The organism is Coriobacteriia bacterium, assembly GCA_013336165.1.
In the GTDB taxonomy this organism is placed as follows: domain Bacteria; phylum Actinomycetota; class Coriobacteriia; order Anaerosomatales; family JAAXUF01; genus JAAXUF01.
Window position 1 is genome coordinate 64344 of sequence record JAAXUF010000001.1, and the last position, 16308, is coordinate 80651.

Below are 16308 nucleotides of genomic sequence, written 5' to 3' on the forward strand. Positions count from 1 at the left end.
GACAATCCGGGGCCTTCGCGCGTTTACCGACGACATCTCGGGCCAGATCGTCACCGCACTCATCTCGTCCTCGGGTGCCACCGTGGCGAAGTGGACCTACGACGCCTGGGGAAACCCCACCGAGTACAACGCAAGCGGTACGCAAGTGGCAGTAGGCACGGCGGGCAACCCCTTCCTCTATGCCTCCTACTACTTTGACACCGAGACCTCGCACTACTATCTCCAGGCACGCTACTACGATTCGGCCACCGGCCGCTTCCTCTCCATGGACCCGGACCCGGGCAAAGCGACCGACCGGCTCTCACTTAACCCCTACATCTACTGCTCAAACGACGCGGTCAACAGCATCGATCCCAACGGGCACGGTTTCTGGAGCTGGGCGAAAAAGGCGGTAAACACCGTCGTCAACGCCGTCAGGACGGTCGTGAACCGCGTCGTGCGCGCCATCACCAACGTCGTGACACGCGTCAAGGAGGAAGTGCGGGAGGCCGTCGGTGACGTCGGGGAGGCCATCGGCGAGGCCTGGAGCGCGGCACAGGAAGCGGGAGCTGAGATGGCACGGGCGGCAGAGGCCGCCGCGATCGCCGAACGCGAGGCGGCAGAAGCTGCTGCTGCCGCACGCGCCGAGAGGGCTGAGGCCTTCAAGGCCGAGGTCAAGAAGGCAGGCCAAGCACTGAAGCGCGGTGCCGAGTGGCTCGGCAGCGAGGAAGGCCTTGCCACCGTCAAGAAAGGTCTGCTGACGGCAGGCACGGTGGTGGGGGTTGCGGCCCTGATCGTCGGATGCGTGGCATCCGGAGGGTTGCTTGCGGCCGGGCTGGTTGTGGCAGGTGCGGGGCTTGGCGTCGCGGCTGGCGCCGTAAGTGCGGTCCAATACGGGAAGGGCTACATCAGCGGCGGTGAGTTTGCCTTGGACATAGCAGGCGCGGTGATGTCGGTCGGGGGCCTCGGCGCCGCGGCGAAGACTCTCGGGGCGGTAAGAGCGGCAGGGGGGCTCGGAGAGGCACTGCTTGGCGAGGGCAGGGCGGTAGCGTCAGGGCTCGGGGGACTTGCGAAGAGCGGTGCGAGCCGGATACGGTCGCTTGTCACAAATCTTAGGCGGGGGTCGGGTGAGACTGCTGCAACCGGGCAAGGTTTTGAGAGTTTCGACGATGTAAAGAAGGCGGTGGGCTCGCCAGGACAGGACAGAGAGTGGCATCATATTGTGGAACAGTCACAAATCAAGAAGTCAGGCTTCAATCCGTCACAGATTCACAACACGGACAATCTTCTATCTCTCGATAAAGGTACCCATCATAAGATAAGCGGCTATTATAGCAGCAAGGATAGAAACCTCTCATCTACAATGATAGTTAGGGACTGGCTAGCCGGTCAGAGTTTCCAAGACCAATACGAGTTTGGAATCGATGTCCTTAAGAGGTTCGGTGCTATTTGATGAATACGCCAGATAGTCATGATCTTATCAAGAAATACGTTGAATACGCTACTATAGAAGGAGAAACCAAGCTCAGCGGAGACTATAAAAAGGGCAACAGAATGGTTGTGAAACTAAATAACATATTTGACATTATCAAAGGAGATAGGCAGTTATCAATATATGTACTATCGTCTGTTATGGAGTCGCATTCAGTCAGAGCTCGTGGATTGGCTGCAGTTGATGCGCTAAGACTTGGTATTTGTATTCCTGAGTCTGTAAAGGCGTTGGAAGAAATCTCGTTACGAGAAGACATATGGGGATTTGGAAGCAAAATGGCCTTGAGAATCTGGAGAGGAGAGTTTCCCGGAAAGACTCTCTGAATACTAGAGGGAAGGTCATCGCCTTGTGTCTTCTTGGATGAAGAGAGCGAACCCATCCTGCTCTTCGCCTACGCTCACTGGACCGAGTTTGTTGGTCTTGCATATCAGACCGAACAGAGCAACTAGCCTAATGATTGTTTCATCTACGTACGGAGAACACAGATGATCCCTGAACCCTATCGCGTATTCGCATTCCTCGTCGGGCTGGCCTTCTGGCTTGTCATGGTCGTCGCCGTAACCGTCGCCTACGGCCTCCTCGGCCGACCCGAATGGCTACGTGTCGTCATGACCCTTCTGCCGCTTCTGGTCGTGCTTATCGCTTGGGTGACGCTTGCGCTCTCCTGGGCTTCGATGCTCTCCATCTCGGCGATCGCCGTGGGATTGGTCTTTGTCGTGCACCTCTTCCTCACCAAGTACCTAGGACTCAAGTAAGCAGCTCGAGATCGGGCAGTTTCGAGTTCCGCCCCAAGATTCATGAGATGTCAGCGGCGAAGCCTTCGGCAGCTTTCTGCTGTTGCCTAGGTCCGCGGCGAGCCGGATCGTTCACGCCCAAAGCCATAATTGAGGTGTAAGAACGTACAAACATAGTGTACAGATGTACAACAATGGTCCCGACACCATTCGGATGCGGGCTGGCTTGAGCTGAGTCTTGTCGTGTTGGCTTGTGTCAGACACTCCTCCGACCCTTCACGCTACACTGTGCAACAGATGCGAGACAATGCGGGGGGAGTGTTCATGTCTGAGATTCTGGTTCGCTGGCTCGACGAGGGCGGCGCTGTTCGCTCGGCAGGCGCGGAAGTCCTGCCGCTCAGTGAGGCGTCGTCTTGGGTGTGGGTTGACGTCACGGACCCCGACGTAGCGGTGCTCGATCATCTTGCCGACGTCTTCGGGCTTCATCCGCTTGTTGTCGAGGACATGCTGCACGCCCAACACAGGGCTAAGTTCGATGTCTACCCGAATGGCGCCTTCCTCGCGTGGCTTACGCCGGATCACCGCAGGGGCGAGGGTGTTGCCACCCGCGAGCTCGACGTCTTCGTTGGCAACACGTGTCTGCTGACGCTCCACCATGGTGTAGATGAAGCCATCGAAAAGGTCGCCAAGGATGCGGAGCGCGTATTGCAGGCCGGTCCGGATTGGCTGATGCACGCCATCGTGGACCTGCTGGTGGATTCTACGCTCCCGCTCGTCGATGCAATGGGCGAGGAGCTCTCGGCGATCGAGGACACAATGCTCGACAATCCTCGGCAGGACGACTTGAAACGCCTTCACAAGGTGCGCCGTCAGCTGGTTCGGATGCACCGCATCGTCGCTCCCGAGCGTGACATCATCCGCGGCATCGGGCGCGAACGCGGGGCGAACAGCGGCGAGATCTACCGGTACTTCCAGGATGTGGGAGATCATCTGGGGATGGTGCTTGACTCGATTGAGACCTACCAAGATGTGGGAGCATCCGTGATGGACGTGTATCTCTCGGCTCAGAACAACCGCATGAACCTGATCATGAAGCAGCTGACGGTGGTAGCGACGATCTTTATGCCGCTGACGTTGCTCTCGGGTATCTATGGAATGAACATCACCGTGAAGATGTGGCCGCCATCCGACGCATGGTGGTCGTTTCCGGCGGTCGTGGGCTTCATGTGGGTTGTGGCAATCGCAATGGGCATCTATTTTCGGAGGAAGAAGTGGTGGTAGGCGAGCCTTCGTCAGCAGAGGACAAGAGCCACGAGATCTACACGGTGGCCAACAGCGTGACGCTGCTCAGGCTGATGCTGGTGCCGTTCTTCTTCGCGGTGCTCATCAATGGCAGGCATGATGACCTTGCGTTTGCCCTGTTTGTCATTGCGGCCTCTACCGACTGGCTTGATGGGCAGATTGCCCGGCGGACGGGCACAGTGACCGCTCTGGGCAAGGCGATCGATCCGCTTGTTGACAGGCTCCTTCTTGCGGCGGGCGTTGTGGGGCTCAACGTTGTGGGCCGGTTGCCGCTCTGGGCCGTCGTCGTGCTGCTAGCGCGCGATTTCTACCTGATGTACGGGGCGTGGCGTCTCGAACAGGTTCACGTTCGTCTGCCGGTGACGTATGCGGGGAAAGCAACTACTGCAGTACTTCTCACCGGCTTCGCGGCGCTGCTTCTCAATTGGCCGCGCATTCCGGGGCTCGATATCGTGACCACGCGCCTGCTGCCGGGTTTTGGCACGCATTCTGTGGCTGTGGGTATTTGGCTCGTCTACGCGGGCATTGTTCTGTCGATCGGGACCGCGCTGCAGTATACGGTGCAGTTCAGGCGAATCATGCGCGCGGCGGAAGGTTCTGCATCGGCGAAATGAGACTGTGCCGGCTTGCGGTCGGCGACACACGAGGAGGCGACAGGCGCAATGAAGGCTGTGATCATGGCTGGCGGCGAAGGGACACGCTTGCGCCCCCTGACGTCTTTGCGACCCAAGCCGATGGTGCCTATCGTCAATCAGCCCGTGATGGAGCACATCATCGGCCTGGTCAAGCACTCGGGCATTGAGGAGATTGTCGCGACGCTGGCGTTCATGCCCGGCGTCATTCAGGACTACTTTGGTGCTGGTGAGCAATGGGGCGTTCAGATCGAGTATGCCGTGGAGGCGTCCCCCCTCGGAACAGCCGGATCGATCAAGAATGCCGAGCACCTTCTCGACCGCGACGAACCGTTTCTCGTGATTTCGGGTGACGCCATCACCGATATCGACCTTGCGGAAGTGATCCGGTTCCACAAGGAGAAGGGGGGCGCTGTCACTATCGCGACGAAACAGGTGGACGACCCTCTCGACTTTGGCGTCGTGATCACTGACCCCGACGGCCGCGTCGAGCGGTTCGTCGAGAAGCCCAGTTGGGGACAGGTGTTCGCCGATACGATCAACACGGGGATCTATGTGGTGGAGCCATGGGTGCTCGATTTCGTTCCGGTTGGCAAATCATTCGATTTCTCCTCGGATCTCTTTCCGCTTCTCATGGCCGAGGGCCACGCGCTGTATGCGCTTCCTGTCGACGGGTACTGGTGCGACGTCGGCAGCCGTGAGACGTACATGCAGGCGCACCGCGACATCCTCGAAGGTGCGGCGCGGCTCTTCATCCCCGGAATTCACGCACGCGAAGGACTCTGGGTAGCGGATAGCGCGAGAATCGACAAGGGCGCGGAGCTGGGGACGTGCGTTGTTATTGGCGAGAACGTGCGCATTGGCGAGGGCGCGCACATCGACGACTACACCATCATTGGGGACAACTGTGTGATCGGGCGCGATGCGACCGTGAGTCACAGCGTTCTCTGGAGCGACACGTTCGTCGCCGAGCACGCGAGTGTCGCCGGGGCGGTATTGGGACGCCACGTCGACATACGAGCCCGAGCCACCGTGGATGTCGGGGCGGTTATCGGCGACGAGTCGGCTGTCGGCCATGGCGCGCACGTCGGTGCCGACGTACAGGTCTTCCCGTACAAGCGTATCGAGCCCTCGGCTGTCGTCAGAACCTCGCTTATCTGGGAGTCGACCGGTGTGCGCTCGCTCTTTGGCGACGCGGGACTCGAGGGGCTGGTCGGCGTCGATATCACCCCCGAGCTGACTTTGAAGGTCGCCGAGGCGTTCGGATCGCTCCTTCCCAAGGGCGGAGACGTCGTCATAGCCCGCGACGCCACCAGGGCAGCGAGAATGGTGAAGCGGGCGATGATCGCCGGGCTGAACGCGACCGGAATCAACGTGCGCGACTTGCGTGTGGCATCGCCCACGCTGTGCCGGTTCACCACGCAAAAGACGCAGTGCGTCGGCGGCATTCAAGTGTCCGGGTCGATGAAGGATCCGCAGTCGTTGGAGATCCGCTTCTTCGATGCGAACGGACTCGATGTTTCGCCGTGGACCAAGAAGAAGATTGAACGACTGTATTTTCGCGAGGAGTTCCGACGGGCGTTCTTCGACGAGATCGGCGGCATCACCTATCCTCCCCGGCCGTTTGAGTATTACTCGGCTGCGGTCAAGGACGCCATGACGGCGGCGAACCTCGGTACCGAATGGCGCAAGGTGGTGGCCGACATGGCGGGCGGCCCTGCTGCCTTCGTGCTTCCCCAGGTCGCCCACGGGTGGAACATGAATCTCATCGCGCTCAACAGCGTTGTCGATCCCGACGCCATCGCCGCGCCTTCAGAGACTCCTTCGGACGAGAGCGTCAGCGAGGTCCTCCGCGCGGTCGAGCTGTTTGGGGCCGATCTCGGCGTGTTCTTCGACTGGGGAGCCGAGCGCGTCCACTTCATGACGCACGCGGGTCGGCTGCTCGATGGAGATACCGGACTGCACGCGATGATCGACCTGTGGTGCCGGACACACCGAAAGGATGGTTCTATAGCCGTGCCTCACTCGGCATCCTCGGTCGTGGAGGTGATCGCCGGCCGCTATGGACACAACGTCATCAGACCCGGTCGCTCCAGAAGAGCGCTTGCGGCTGCGGTGCTCGAAGGAGATGCGGTGTTCGCGGGTTCCACAAGCGGCGGATTCATCTTCGGCGACGTCTTTCCGGCTTACGATGCTGTACTTACTGTCGGCATGATGGTGCGCATGCTCGCGAAGACGGGGGAGACTCTCGATGATGTCGTCGCCTCGCTGCCGACATTCCACAAGCTTGAGGCGACTGCGCCGTGCCCGAATGCCCGGAAGGGCGCCGTCATGCGCACTGTCACCGAGCGCAGTGCCGTGCCAGCTGCCGATCTCGCCGAGGGCGTTCGCGTCGTCTACCCCGATGGGTGGGCGCTGGTCTTGCCGCATGCGACCGAGCCGATGGTGACGATTTGGGCCGAGGCCTCCAGCGACGCGATCGCTGAGAAACGGCTGAAGGAGTGGCAAGACATCGTCGCGGAAGCTGTCGACCAGGGGTGACTTCGCGTCTATGGCTCGGCACTTGCTGAGCCAGCATGCCCGTTGAAGCGTAACGGCACCATGACGCGAGGTGGCGGATTTGCCCGTTCCCGTTATGATGGCGGCTCGGACTTATTCATGGAACTGAGGAGGATCAGAGGCGCGTGAGTGACCAGGCACCGTCGGATGACATCGATTTGCCGGCCGATAAGGCCGACCTAACAACCCCGACTGATCCGGTCGTTCCGGCTGAGGCGGCTACGGCCGCGTTCGAAGCTGTCGCAGACGATGCAGATTCTCAGGCCGAAGATGCTTCCGCGGCCGACCCGGCTGCCTTGGGCGTCGAGAGGCGTCTTGAGCGGCAGCGTCTGGCTCACGTCAAACGTCGGCAGAAGTGGGCCATCGGCGCGGCATGTGCGCTCGCAGGAATCATTCTGTTGGCGGTTGCCGGCGACGCGATTGCGAGTATGGGACGAATTCACCCGGGCGTGAGCGTGGGAGGCGTGAACGTCGGAGGGCTGAAGTCGGATGAGGCAGCGGCACGGCTCGCGACCGAGTTGCCAAAGACAATCAACACGACGGTGACTGCCGTGTATGCCGACAAGAAGTTCATTGTGAAGTCGAGCCAGATGGGGCTTTCGTTTGACTCCACGGCGTTGGCCACGAGCGCGATGGATGTGGGACGAACCGGCGGAGTCGTGCGCGTGGTTCGCGACAGGATCGCGGCTTGGACCCATGGAGTGAGTCTTGAAAGCTCGGTGAGTGCGGATCCCACAAAGCTGCAGACTGTTCTCGGCTCCCTTTCCACCGGCGTGAACGTTGCCGCCAAGGACGGCGCCATTCAGATAAAGGGAACGAGCGTGTCCGTGGTGCCGGCAGCCACGGGCCTCGAGGTTGACACCAAAGCCTCCAGTGCGAGCCTCCTGGAAGCGTTCACGGCAAGCTCCAGCACGTTCACGCTTCCGGTCAACGCTGTTCACCCGAGGATATCGGATGCGGCCGCCCAGTCGGCCAAGCTGGTTGTCGAGCGGATGCTCTCGGCACCCGTGGTCGTGACCTACACGGACAAGAAGTGGACGTTCTCGCCGACAGATATCGCAAAGACGATTGTGTTCCGTACGGTCGAGACCACCTCGGCCGCGTCGTCGACAGCCACATGGACCCTTGATCCCTACATTGGGGGGGAGGAAGTGTCGGCAACTATCGTACCGAAGCTTGGTGCGGGAGTCGGCCGGGCCGCGCAAGACGCTGACTTCAAGACACAGAACGGGCAAGTCGTCATCGTGCCCTCGCAAGAAGGCACGGGCCCGGACGTTACCGGTCTTGCCTCGGATCTCACCATGGTGCTCAAAGGTACCTCCGCGGAGCGGACGGTGGCGCTGAGGGTGGCGGCTGTTGCCGCCAAACTCACGACGCAGCAGGCGCAGGACATGGGAATCAAAGACAAGATCTCCACGTTCACCACGACCTACGATTCGGGCGCTTCCGCCCGAGTGAACAACATCCATGTTCTGGGCGACGCTCTTGACGGAACGCTCATCGCTCCCGGAGCCGTGTTCTCATTTAACGGCGCCGTAGGGGAGCGTACCGCCGAGAAGGGCTACAAAGAGGCCGGCGCCATCATGGACGGGAAGCTCGTACAGCAGCTTGGCGGAGGCATCTGCCAAGTGGGCACGACGGTGTTTAACGCCGCGTTCTTCTCGGGATTGCCGATTGTTGAGAGATCCAACCATGGGTTCTATATCTCGCACTATCCGACCGGGCGCGACGCCACCGTTTCGTGGGGCGGACCGGATCTGAAGTTCAAGAACACCACCGGGAACTGGCTCTTGGTTTCGGTGTCCTACACGTCGAGTTCGGTGACTGTCGCCCTCTACGGCAAGAGTCCGGGATACGATGTGACGTACACGACAAGTCCCTTGACCAACATCGTTGCGTTCACGACCCAGGAAGAAGCGGACCCGACACTGCCCATCGGCACAAGGATCGTCACCGATCCCGGCCAAGACGGTTGTTCGTGTGTGGTCGTGAGAACAGTGACCAAGGGCGGACAAGCCGTAAGCACTGACACATTTAAGTCGCTGTATCAGCCAAAGACTGAGATAGTGACCGTAGGAACGAAACCTGCAACACCCTGACCACAAGGCTTGAGAAGGGGGACGATGTGTACCAGCCTGAACTCGAGACAATGCCCAGGCCCCAGCTTGAGGACCTGCAACTGAGAAGGTTGCGCGATCTTCTCGCGAAGGTCTACGCGAACGTCCCGCTGTACCGAGACAAATTCGATGCAGCCGGCTTTGATCCGGAGTCCGTGACTTCTCTGGCAGACGTCGCAAGAATCCCCTTCACCGTGAAAGACGACCTGAGGTCGGCCTATCCTTACGGGATGTTTGCGGTTCCCTTGAAGGACATCGTGCGCGTGCACGCGTCCTCGGGCACTACTGGTCAGATCACCGTCGTCGGCTATACCCGCGGCGACATCGACCGCTGGTCAGACCTCATGGCTAGGACGTACGCCTCCGGCGGCATGGACGCCGAGGACATCATGCAGGTCTCTTTCGGCTACGGACTCTTCACGGGTGGCTTGGGAGCCCACTATGGCTCCGAACGGCTCGGCGCGCTGACCATTCCTGTTTCCGGCGGCAATACCAAGCGCCAAGTGCAGATTCTTAAGGACTTCGGGGTCACAGCGTTGGGTTGCACGCCCTCCTATGCGCTTCTGATCGCGGAAACCGCGCTGGATATGGGCATCGATCCACGCGATCTTCCTCTGCGTGTCGGCTTCTTCGGGGCTGAGCCCTGGAGCGAGAACATGCGGCGTCAGATTGAACAGGCCCTAGGTATCACCGCGATCGATATCTACGGGCTCTCGGAAGTCATGGGTCCTGGCGTCGCGGCGGAATGCGTTCATCAGAATGGGCTGCACGTTTTCGAGGATCACTTCCTGGTCGAGATCGTCGACGCCGAGACATTCGAACCCGTACCTGACGGCGAATATGGCGAAGTCGTCTTCACCACGCTCACCAAAGAGGGAATACCGGTCATCCGCTATCGTACCCGCGATATTTCGAGGATCGTCCCGGGACAGTGTGCCTGCGGACGGACCTTCCGTCGCATGGAGCGTGTCACAGGCCGCAGCGATGATATGTTGATCATTCGCGGCGTCAACGTGTTCCCGAGTCAGATAGAGCAGGTGCTGGCGGGAGTTGAAGGAGTTGCGCCTCATTACCAGGTGGTGCTCAGCAAACGCGGCTCCTTGGATCACGTCGAGGTTCAGGTCGAGGTGGCACCGGACTTCGCGTTTGACGAAGTGCGTGCCCTCGAGCGCCTGCAGAAAAGTGTGAAATCGGCGATCGATTCCGCCTTGGCGATCTCGATCAACGTCAAGCTCGTAGAACCCAAAACGATTGTCCGGAGTGAAGGCAAAGCCAAGCGTGTAGTGGACCTGCGCAACGAGTGAGAGGTGCGTCTACCATGATTGAACAGGTTTCGGTCTTCCTTGAGAACAGCACCGGCCGTCTTGCGGGACTCACGCGGGCGCTTGGCGATGCCGGGATCGATATGCATGCGTTGATGGTCGCCGATACCGCCGAGTACGGCGTGATCAGAATCGTCTGTGATACGCCGCGCCGTGCCAAGGCATTGCTTGAGGGACTCGGATTCAGCGCCTCCCTGACTCCGGTGCTGGCGGTTGAAGTCCCGGATCGTCCCGGCGGGCTGGCCGACGTGCTTGACGCTCTTGGCAACGCCGGAGTCAACGTCGAGTACGCATACTGCTTCGTCGAGCCCAGTGGGCAGGCCGCCGTCGACGTATTCCGCGTCGATGATCCCGCTTGCGAAGGAGTCCTAGCGGACGCGGGCTTTCGAGTCCTCTCGGCGAAGGACTTGTACATCACGGACCCTGAATGAAGTTGCCGCTTTGCCATGTGCCTGAACCGAGGCGCCCAAAGACACGCCGGGCCGGAACCTTGGCGTTGGCCTTGGCACTCCTCGCGGCTCTGCTGTTGCCGAGTACCGCGCTCAGTGAGCCCCGTGCCACTGACGTGGTTGACGGCATCGCAGCAAGCTCGCGAAGCACCCCACTGGCGTCACTACCTGATGTCACCCTGAAATCCGGCCTACTGGTCGACTCAGACGGCAGAGTGCTTTGGGCGCGCAACTCCGGTGAGCGCAGGTCGATCGCGAGTATCACCAAGATCATGACGGCCATAGTGGCGATCGAGAGTGCATCGATGGATGCTACGGTGACGATTCCTCAGGCGTCGGTATCGGTGGGGGAGTCCAGCGCAAACCTCAAACCAGGGCAGAAGCTGCCGATGCGGGATGTTCTCGCGGCGCTTCTGGTCAAGTCCGGAAATGATGCCGCCGTTGCGATCGCACTTAGTGTGGCCGGCACCGTGCCGGAGTTCGTGAACATGATGAATGCCAAGGCAGCCAGTCTGGGATTGGCGAACACGCATTTCACAAACCCTCACGGACTTGACGCGCCCGATCACTACAGCTCGGCGGAAGACATCGCGGTTCTGTCCCGATACGCCATGGCAAATCCCGAATTTCGTCGGATTGTAGGCATGAAATCGGTCACCATCGGTACCGGCAAGCAACAGGAGACCTTGCAGAGCACGGATCTGCTGCTGGGCAACTATCTTGGGGCCATGGGCATCAAGACGGGATACACCTCGGCAGCCGGCTACTCTGTCGTATCCGCGGCACAGCGTGACGGCATCACTCTGTACGCCGTAGTTCTGGGAACCAGCTCTGATCTGCAGAGGTTCCGCGATGCGCAGGCATTGCTGGACTGGGGATTCACGCACTATCGGATGCAGAGACTCGCGGAGGCGGGCACGGTACTTGCCGAGGTGTCGGTGAGGGACTACCTTGACGTCGTGGTCACCGCCGCCGTCTCCGAGGAGACCAGCATCGCGGTTCTTGATGCGAATGGGACGATCACCAGATCGGTTTCGGTGTCATCGGTGGACGCGCCCGTCAAGAAGGGCGACCTCGTCGGGGTTGCCCAGTTCACGCAGGCCGGGAAGCTGGTGGCAACCGTTCCGCTCGTTGCGACTGCGGACGTGAAGAAACCGAACATCCTCGAACGCGTCTGGATTGCGATGGTACGGGGTTGGCGATCGGTCTTTGGCAGTTCTGTGCTTGGGGGAGCCGTCTTCTTCTCGGCGGCGGTAGAATCCAAAGGCGCTGCGGTTGCATACTGAGTAGATTGTTCTAATGAAAACGAAGAAAGGCTAACCAGACGCCATGGCTGAGGAACTGAAGAGGACTGCCCTGTATGACGAGCACGTGGCCTTAAGCGCGCGGATCGTGCCATTCGCGGGGTGGGCGATGCCGGTCCAGTATGCAGGCATCCTAGAAGAGCACCGGGCGGTCAGAAGCTCGGCGGGGATCTTCGACGTAGGACATATGGCCGAGTTTCGGTGTTTCGGATTCGGAGCGTACGATTTCCTGCAGCGGATGTTCACCAATGATCTGGGCAAGATATCGCAGCTCGGCCAGGCGCAATACACGCTCCTGCTGGATGACGATGGTCATATCATTGACGACCTGATCGTCTACCACACGGGCGACCTCGAGTACTTGATAATCGCCAACGCCTCGAACCGTGAAGCGGATTTCGAGTGGCTGAGTGCGCACGCCCCTCAGGACCTCGAGCTTGTGGACGAGTCCGATCGTACGTCGTTGATTGCACTGCAAGGGCCTAAGGCGCTTGCCATTCTTAAGCAACTTGCCGACGAGAGTTTCGACCTGCCCGCGCGATTCTCCATCACCGAGGCGCTTGTCGACACAATTCCGGTGCTGGTCGCTCGCACCGGATACACGGGAGAAGACGGCGTTGAGATTCTCACGAAGGCTGCAGATGCTCCCGCTTTGTGGCGCGCTCTACTCTCGTTTCCAGAGGTAGTCCCGGTGGGCTTGGGAGCGCGCGATACGCTGCGCCTTGAGATGGGCTATCCGCTCTACGGCAGCGATATGGACAGGACGATCGATCCTGTCTCTGCCGGGCTTGGCTGGGTCGCTCCAAAGAGCAAGTCGGGCTACATCGGTGCAGAGACGGTGGCGCGCATTCGTGAGGCGGGCCCGATCAGCAAGCTTGTTGGACTCAAGCTCAAGGATAATGGCATACCACGACATGGCATGATCTTGTTGCACGAGGGCGCCCAGGTCGGTAAGGTAGCGAGCGGAACTTTCTCCCCGACGCTTGAGGTGGGCATTGCGACCGCCTATGTGCCGGTTGAGTTGGCGGTGCCCGGAACGGAACTGGCAGTTCAGATTAGGAACAAGACTATTCCGGCGACCGTGGTGAAGATGCCGTTCGTGTCTTCTACTTCATTGTCGGCGTAATTGAGCAACGTTACCAACACCGAGAGGAGCACTTGAAGCACATGGCACACCCAAATGATCGCGTGTACTCCAAAGACCATGAATGGGTCATGGTTGATGGTGATATCGCCACAGTGGGGATCTCAGATTTCGCCCAGAACCAACTCGGCGAAGTCGTCTATGTCGATCTGCCTGCTGTTGGTACGGCTGTATCGGCGGGGGACACCTTCGGCGAGATCGAGTCGGTCAAATCAGTCTCAGAGCTGTTCGCACCGCTGTCCGGCGAAGTCATGGAGTCCAACGGTTCGCTATCGGATTCGCCCGAAACGGTCAACGCCGAGCCTCACGGCGCCGGCTGGATGATCAAGGTCCGCGTGGATGATGCAAGTGAGCTGGACGGTCTTCTGAGCGCTGAAGCGTACGACGCCTTCATCACCGAGGGTTAGCACACATGCGCTACATACCAGTCACTTCCGAGCAGCGCGAAGCCATGCTTCGCGCTGTCGGCGTTCCGACGGCTGATTCACTGTTCGATGTGATTCCTGTAGGAGTCCGGCTCGAGGATGGGCTGAACCTGCCTGATGGTCTCGGCGAAATGGAGTTGACGAACCGCCTGAAGCGGATGGCGGGGGCAAACACGCCGTCTTCTGAGATGGTGAGCTTCCTCGGCGCCGGATGTTACGACCACTACATCCCGAGCGTTGTCGACCATGTGATCTCGAAGCCTGAGTTTTTCACAGCGTACACGCCGTATCAACCCGAGGTCAGCCAGGGAACGCTCCAGGCGATCTACGAGTACCAGTCGATGATTTGCCTGCTGACAGGGATGGACGTCTCCAACGCGAGTATGTACGACGGCGCCACCGCACTCGTGGAAGCTGCCCTCATGGCATGCCGAGTGACCAAGCGCCATCGTGTGCTGGTCGCAGGCACGGTTCACCCCGAGTGGCGCGAGACTCTCTCAACATACGCCGAGGCCGGTGGGCTGAATGTCGATCGCTTTGGGATATCCGGCGGCCTGACCGACCGGGTGCATCTGGACACCTTGCTTGAAGCAGGCGATGTGGCCGCGGTCCTTGTGGCGTGCCCCAACTTCTTCGGGAATCTCGAGGATCTCGAGGAAATCGGCCATATGGCACATGGCGCCGGTGCTCTTCTGGTGGTTGCCGCGAATCCGATCCTTCTCGGCGTGCTGGAGCCTCCGAGTTCCTTTGGGGCCGACATCGTCGTGGGCGAAGGACAGCCGCTCGGCAACCCCATGTCATATGGCGGCCCGGGGCTCGGTTTCTTCGCATGTCGCGAGGGGCATGTCCGGCAGATGCCCGGACGGCTTGTCGGACGCACAAAGGATGTCGACGGCAACATGGCATTCGTGCTCACGCTTTCGACCAGGGAACAGCATATCCGCCGAGAGAAGGCGACGAGCAACATCTGCAGCAACCACGCACTCAACGCACTGACGGCGGGCGTCTATCTTGCGGCGACCGGGCAGCAGGGACTCGCCGGCATCGCGCACACGTGTGTGGCGCGGGCGCACTACCTGCGCGAGCGGCTCTTGGCAACCGGCACGTTCAGCGCGCCGTGGGACGCCTCGTTCGGATACGAGTTCGCTCTGACCTACCGAGGCGATGGTGTCGCGATGCAGTCCGCGATGCTCAAGCGCGGTTACCTTGCGGGCCAGCGTGTCGCCGATTTGGCTCCAGAACTTCCCGCTGAAGCCGGAGCACCAGACTCCGAGCTCATGCTCTTCGCGGTCACCGAGAAGCGTTCGAGAGCCGAGATCGATGCGTTTGTTGAGGAGGTGGCGTCCCTGTGACCGAGAAGCTTGCTTACGAGCCTGCCGGTGCACCGGTTCGCGGCCCCCGAGGACTGATATTCGAGCTTGGCGCCTCCGATTGCACCTGCGTCGAGGCACCCTTGCCCGACGTGCCAATGGAGTCGCTGGATGAGATGTTGGGAGGTCGCGCGCGTGCGATGGCTCCTCAATTGCCGAGCGTGACCGAGGTCGAGATCATGAGGCATTACACGCATCTGGCCTCCATGAACTTCGGTGTCGATTCAGGGATGTATCCCCTCGGCAGCTGTACCATGAAGTACAACCCGCGCATCAATGAGGATGCGTGCCGGTTGCCCGGGTTTGCCGGCCTTCATCCGTACCAGCCCTCGACCACAGCGCAGGGAGCGCTCGCAGTCATGGCAGAGCTTGCGGATGCGCTTGCGGAGGTTTCGGGGTTGCCGGGCGTGTCGCTTCAACCTGCGGCAGGGGCGCACGGTGAGTTGACGGCACTGATGGTCTTCCGGGCGGCGCACACGGCTGCGGGGGATCCCAGAAAGAAAGTCATCATCCCGGACACTGCGCATGGGACTAACCCTGCTTCCGTTGCGATGTGTGGGTACGATGTGGTCACGATCGCGAGCAACGAGAAGGGTGAGGTTGACCTTGAGGCCTTGAAGGCAGCGCTCGATACAGATGTTGCCGCGTTCATGCTCACGAACCCCAACACGCTGGGACTCTTCGACCCGCAAATATGTGAGATAACGGCCGCCGTGCACGAGGTCGGCGCGTATGCGTACTGCGACGGTGCGAATCTGAATGCGATTCTCGGCAAGGCACGGCCTGGCGACATGGGTTTCGATGCTCTGCATATCAACCTGCACAAGACGTTTTCGACGCCGCACGGCGGAGGAGGGCCCGGAGCGGGTCCGGTCTGTGTGACGAGCGAGTTGGCAGAGTACCTGCCTGGACCACTACCTGCGAGGCTGGACGACGGTTCGTACGAATTGCACAAGCCGGAACACTCCATCGGCCGCGTGAAGACCTTCTACGGAAACTTCGGCGTACTCGTTCGCGCATACACGTACGTGCTTGCCCTAGGCGGCAAAGGCCTCACCGAGGTAGCCGAGCAGGCTGTTCTTTCGGCCAACTACCTGATGGCCCGGCTGCGGGGGGCATTCGATGTGCCCTACGGCGATTCGCGGTGCATGCACGAATTCGTGCTATCGGGCGCGCGTCAGAAACGAGTCAGCGGTGTGCGCACGTTGGACATCGCGAAGCGGCTGCTCGACTACGGATTCCACCCGCCCACCGTGTACTTCCCGCTGCTTGTTGAAGAAGCGATGATGATCGAGCCGACCGAGACCGAGCCCTTGGCCGACCTGGACGCCTTCGCCGACGCGCTTCTGCGGATCGCCGAGGAGGCGATTGCTCAGCCCGAGCTGGTGAAGGGTGCTCCGTACACGACTCCTGTGCGTAGACTGGATGAGGCAGGTGCGGCCCGCAATCCGGATCTGAGATGGAAGCCGGCGCAGTGAG

The 16308-nt window shown here is 60.4% G+C and carries 14 protein-coding genes; all 14 read left to right on the forward strand.

The window, feature by feature from the left end; translation table 11 throughout:
• The first annotated feature begins 82 nt into the window (after window positions 1-82).
• The 14 genes from HGA39_00305 (at window position 83) to HGA39_00370 (ending at window position 16307) form a co-directional block, all read left to right on the forward strand.
• A complete protein-coding gene (locus HGA39_00305) occupies window positions 83-1432 on the forward strand; it encodes an RHS repeat-associated core domain-containing protein (protein ID NTW27798.1) in 1350 nt (449 codons plus the stop codon).
• Window positions 1432-1794 (forward strand): hypothetical protein, encoded by a 363-nt coding sequence (locus HGA39_00310; GenBank protein NTW27799.1) that lies wholly within the window; start codon window positions 1432-1434, stop codon window positions 1792-1794. Before HGA39_00305 ends, HGA39_00310 begins: the two co-directional genes overlap by 1 nt.
• A gap of 162 nt (window positions 1795-1956) precedes the next feature.
• The gene (locus HGA39_00315; protein NTW27800.1) at window positions 1957-2226 is read left to right on the forward strand and encodes a hypothetical protein; all 270 of its coding nucleotides are present in this window, start codon (window positions 1957-1959) and stop codon (window positions 2224-2226) included.
• Between the two features lie 303 nt (window positions 2227-2529).
• Entirely contained in the window at window positions 2530-3486 is a 957-nt protein-coding gene (gene corA, locus HGA39_00320; GenBank protein ID NTW27801.1) for a magnesium/cobalt transporter CorA, read from the forward strand.
• Window positions 3477-4121 (forward strand): CDP-alcohol phosphatidyltransferase family protein, encoded by a 645-nt coding sequence (locus HGA39_00325; protein ID NTW27802.1) that lies wholly within the window; start codon window positions 3477-3479, stop codon window positions 4119-4121. Before corA ends, HGA39_00325 begins: the two co-directional genes overlap by 10 nt.
• 48 nt (window positions 4122-4169) lie before the next feature.
• On the forward strand, window positions 4170-6680 hold the full coding sequence (locus HGA39_00330) for an NTP transferase domain-containing protein (protein NTW27803.1): 2511 nt from the start codon (window positions 4170-4172) through the stop codon (window positions 6678-6680).
• 143 nt (window positions 6681-6823) lie between these two features.
• Window positions 6824-8797: a hypothetical protein gene (locus tag HGA39_00335; protein ID NTW27804.1), complete on the forward strand. Its 1974-nt coding sequence runs from the start codon at window positions 6824-6826 to the stop codon at window positions 8795-8797.
• A gap of 50 nt (window positions 8798-8847) precedes the next feature.
• Window positions 8848-10119, forward strand: coding sequence for a phenylacetate--CoA ligase (locus tag HGA39_00340; GenBank protein ID NTW27805.1), 1272 nt, complete (start codon window positions 8848-8850; stop codon window positions 10117-10119).
• A 14-nt stretch (window positions 10120-10133) separates the two neighbouring features.
• Window positions 10134-10568 carry an ACT domain-containing protein gene (locus HGA39_00345; protein ID NTW27806.1) on the forward strand — a complete coding sequence of 145 codons (435 nt, stop codon included), beginning with the start codon at window positions 10134-10136 and terminating at the stop codon, window positions 10566-10568.
• 17 nt (window positions 10569-10585) lie between these two features.
• The gene (locus tag HGA39_00350; protein ID NTW27807.1) at window positions 10586-11872 is read left to right on the forward strand and encodes a D-alanyl-D-alanine carboxypeptidase; all 1287 of its coding nucleotides are present in this window, start codon (window positions 10586-10588) and stop codon (window positions 11870-11872) included.
• Between the two features lie 43 nt (window positions 11873-11915).
• Complete coding sequence (gene gcvT / locus HGA39_00355; GenBank protein NTW27808.1) at window positions 11916-13016, forward strand: glycine cleavage system aminomethyltransferase GcvT; 1101 nt, start codon at window positions 11916-11918, stop codon at window positions 13014-13016.
• 41 nt (window positions 13017-13057) lie between these two features.
• Complete coding sequence (gene gcvH / locus HGA39_00360) at window positions 13058-13441, forward strand: glycine cleavage system protein GcvH (GenBank protein ID NTW27809.1); 384 nt, start codon at window positions 13058-13060, stop codon at window positions 13439-13441.
• A gap of 5 nt (window positions 13442-13446) precedes the next feature.
• Window positions 13447-14811: an aminomethyl-transferring glycine dehydrogenase subunit GcvPA gene (locus tag HGA39_00365; protein ID NTW27810.1), complete on the forward strand. Its 1365-nt coding sequence runs from the start codon at window positions 13447-13449 to the stop codon at window positions 14809-14811.
• A 53-nt stretch (window positions 14812-14864) separates the two neighbouring features.
• Complete coding sequence (locus tag HGA39_00370; protein NTW27811.1) at window positions 14865-16307, forward strand: aminomethyl-transferring glycine dehydrogenase subunit GcvPB; 1443 nt, start codon at window positions 14865-14867, stop codon at window positions 16305-16307.
• Window position 16308 lies beyond the last annotated feature (1 nt).

Excerpts from the sequence above, each read along its gene's own strand:
- HGA39_00345 (NTW27806.1), top strand. The coding sequence starts at position 10,134 with ATGATTGAACAGGTTTCGGTCTTCCTTGAGAACAGCACCGGCCGTCTT.
- HGA39_00315 (NTW27800.1), top strand. The coding sequence starts at position 1,957 with ATGATCCCTGAACCCTATCGCGTATTCGCATTCCTCGTCGGGCTGGCC.
- HGA39_00365 (NTW27810.1), top strand. The coding sequence starts at position 13,447 with ATGCGCTACATACCAGTCACTTCCGAGCAGCGCGAAGCCATGCTTCGC.
- HGA39_00340 (NTW27805.1), top strand. The coding sequence starts at position 8,848 with ATGCCCAGGCCCCAGCTTGAGGACCTGCAACTGAGAAGGTTGCGCGAT.
- HGA39_00310 (NTW27799.1), top strand. The coding sequence starts at position 1,432 with ATGAATACGCCAGATAGTCATGATCTTATCAAGAAATACGTTGAATAC.
- corA (NTW27801.1), top strand. The coding sequence starts at position 2,530 with ATGTCTGAGATTCTGGTTCGCTGGCTCGACGAGGGCGGCGCTGTTCGC.
- HGA39_00330 (NTW27803.1), top strand. The coding sequence starts at position 4,170 with ATGAAGGCTGTGATCATGGCTGGCGGCGAAGGGACACGCTTGCGCCCC.
- gcvH (NTW27809.1), top strand. The coding sequence starts at position 13,058 with ATGGCACACCCAAATGATCGCGTGTACTCCAAAGACCATGAATGGGTC.
- gcvT (NTW27808.1), top strand. The coding sequence starts at position 11,916 with ATGGCTGAGGAACTGAAGAGGACTGCCCTGTATGACGAGCACGTGGCC.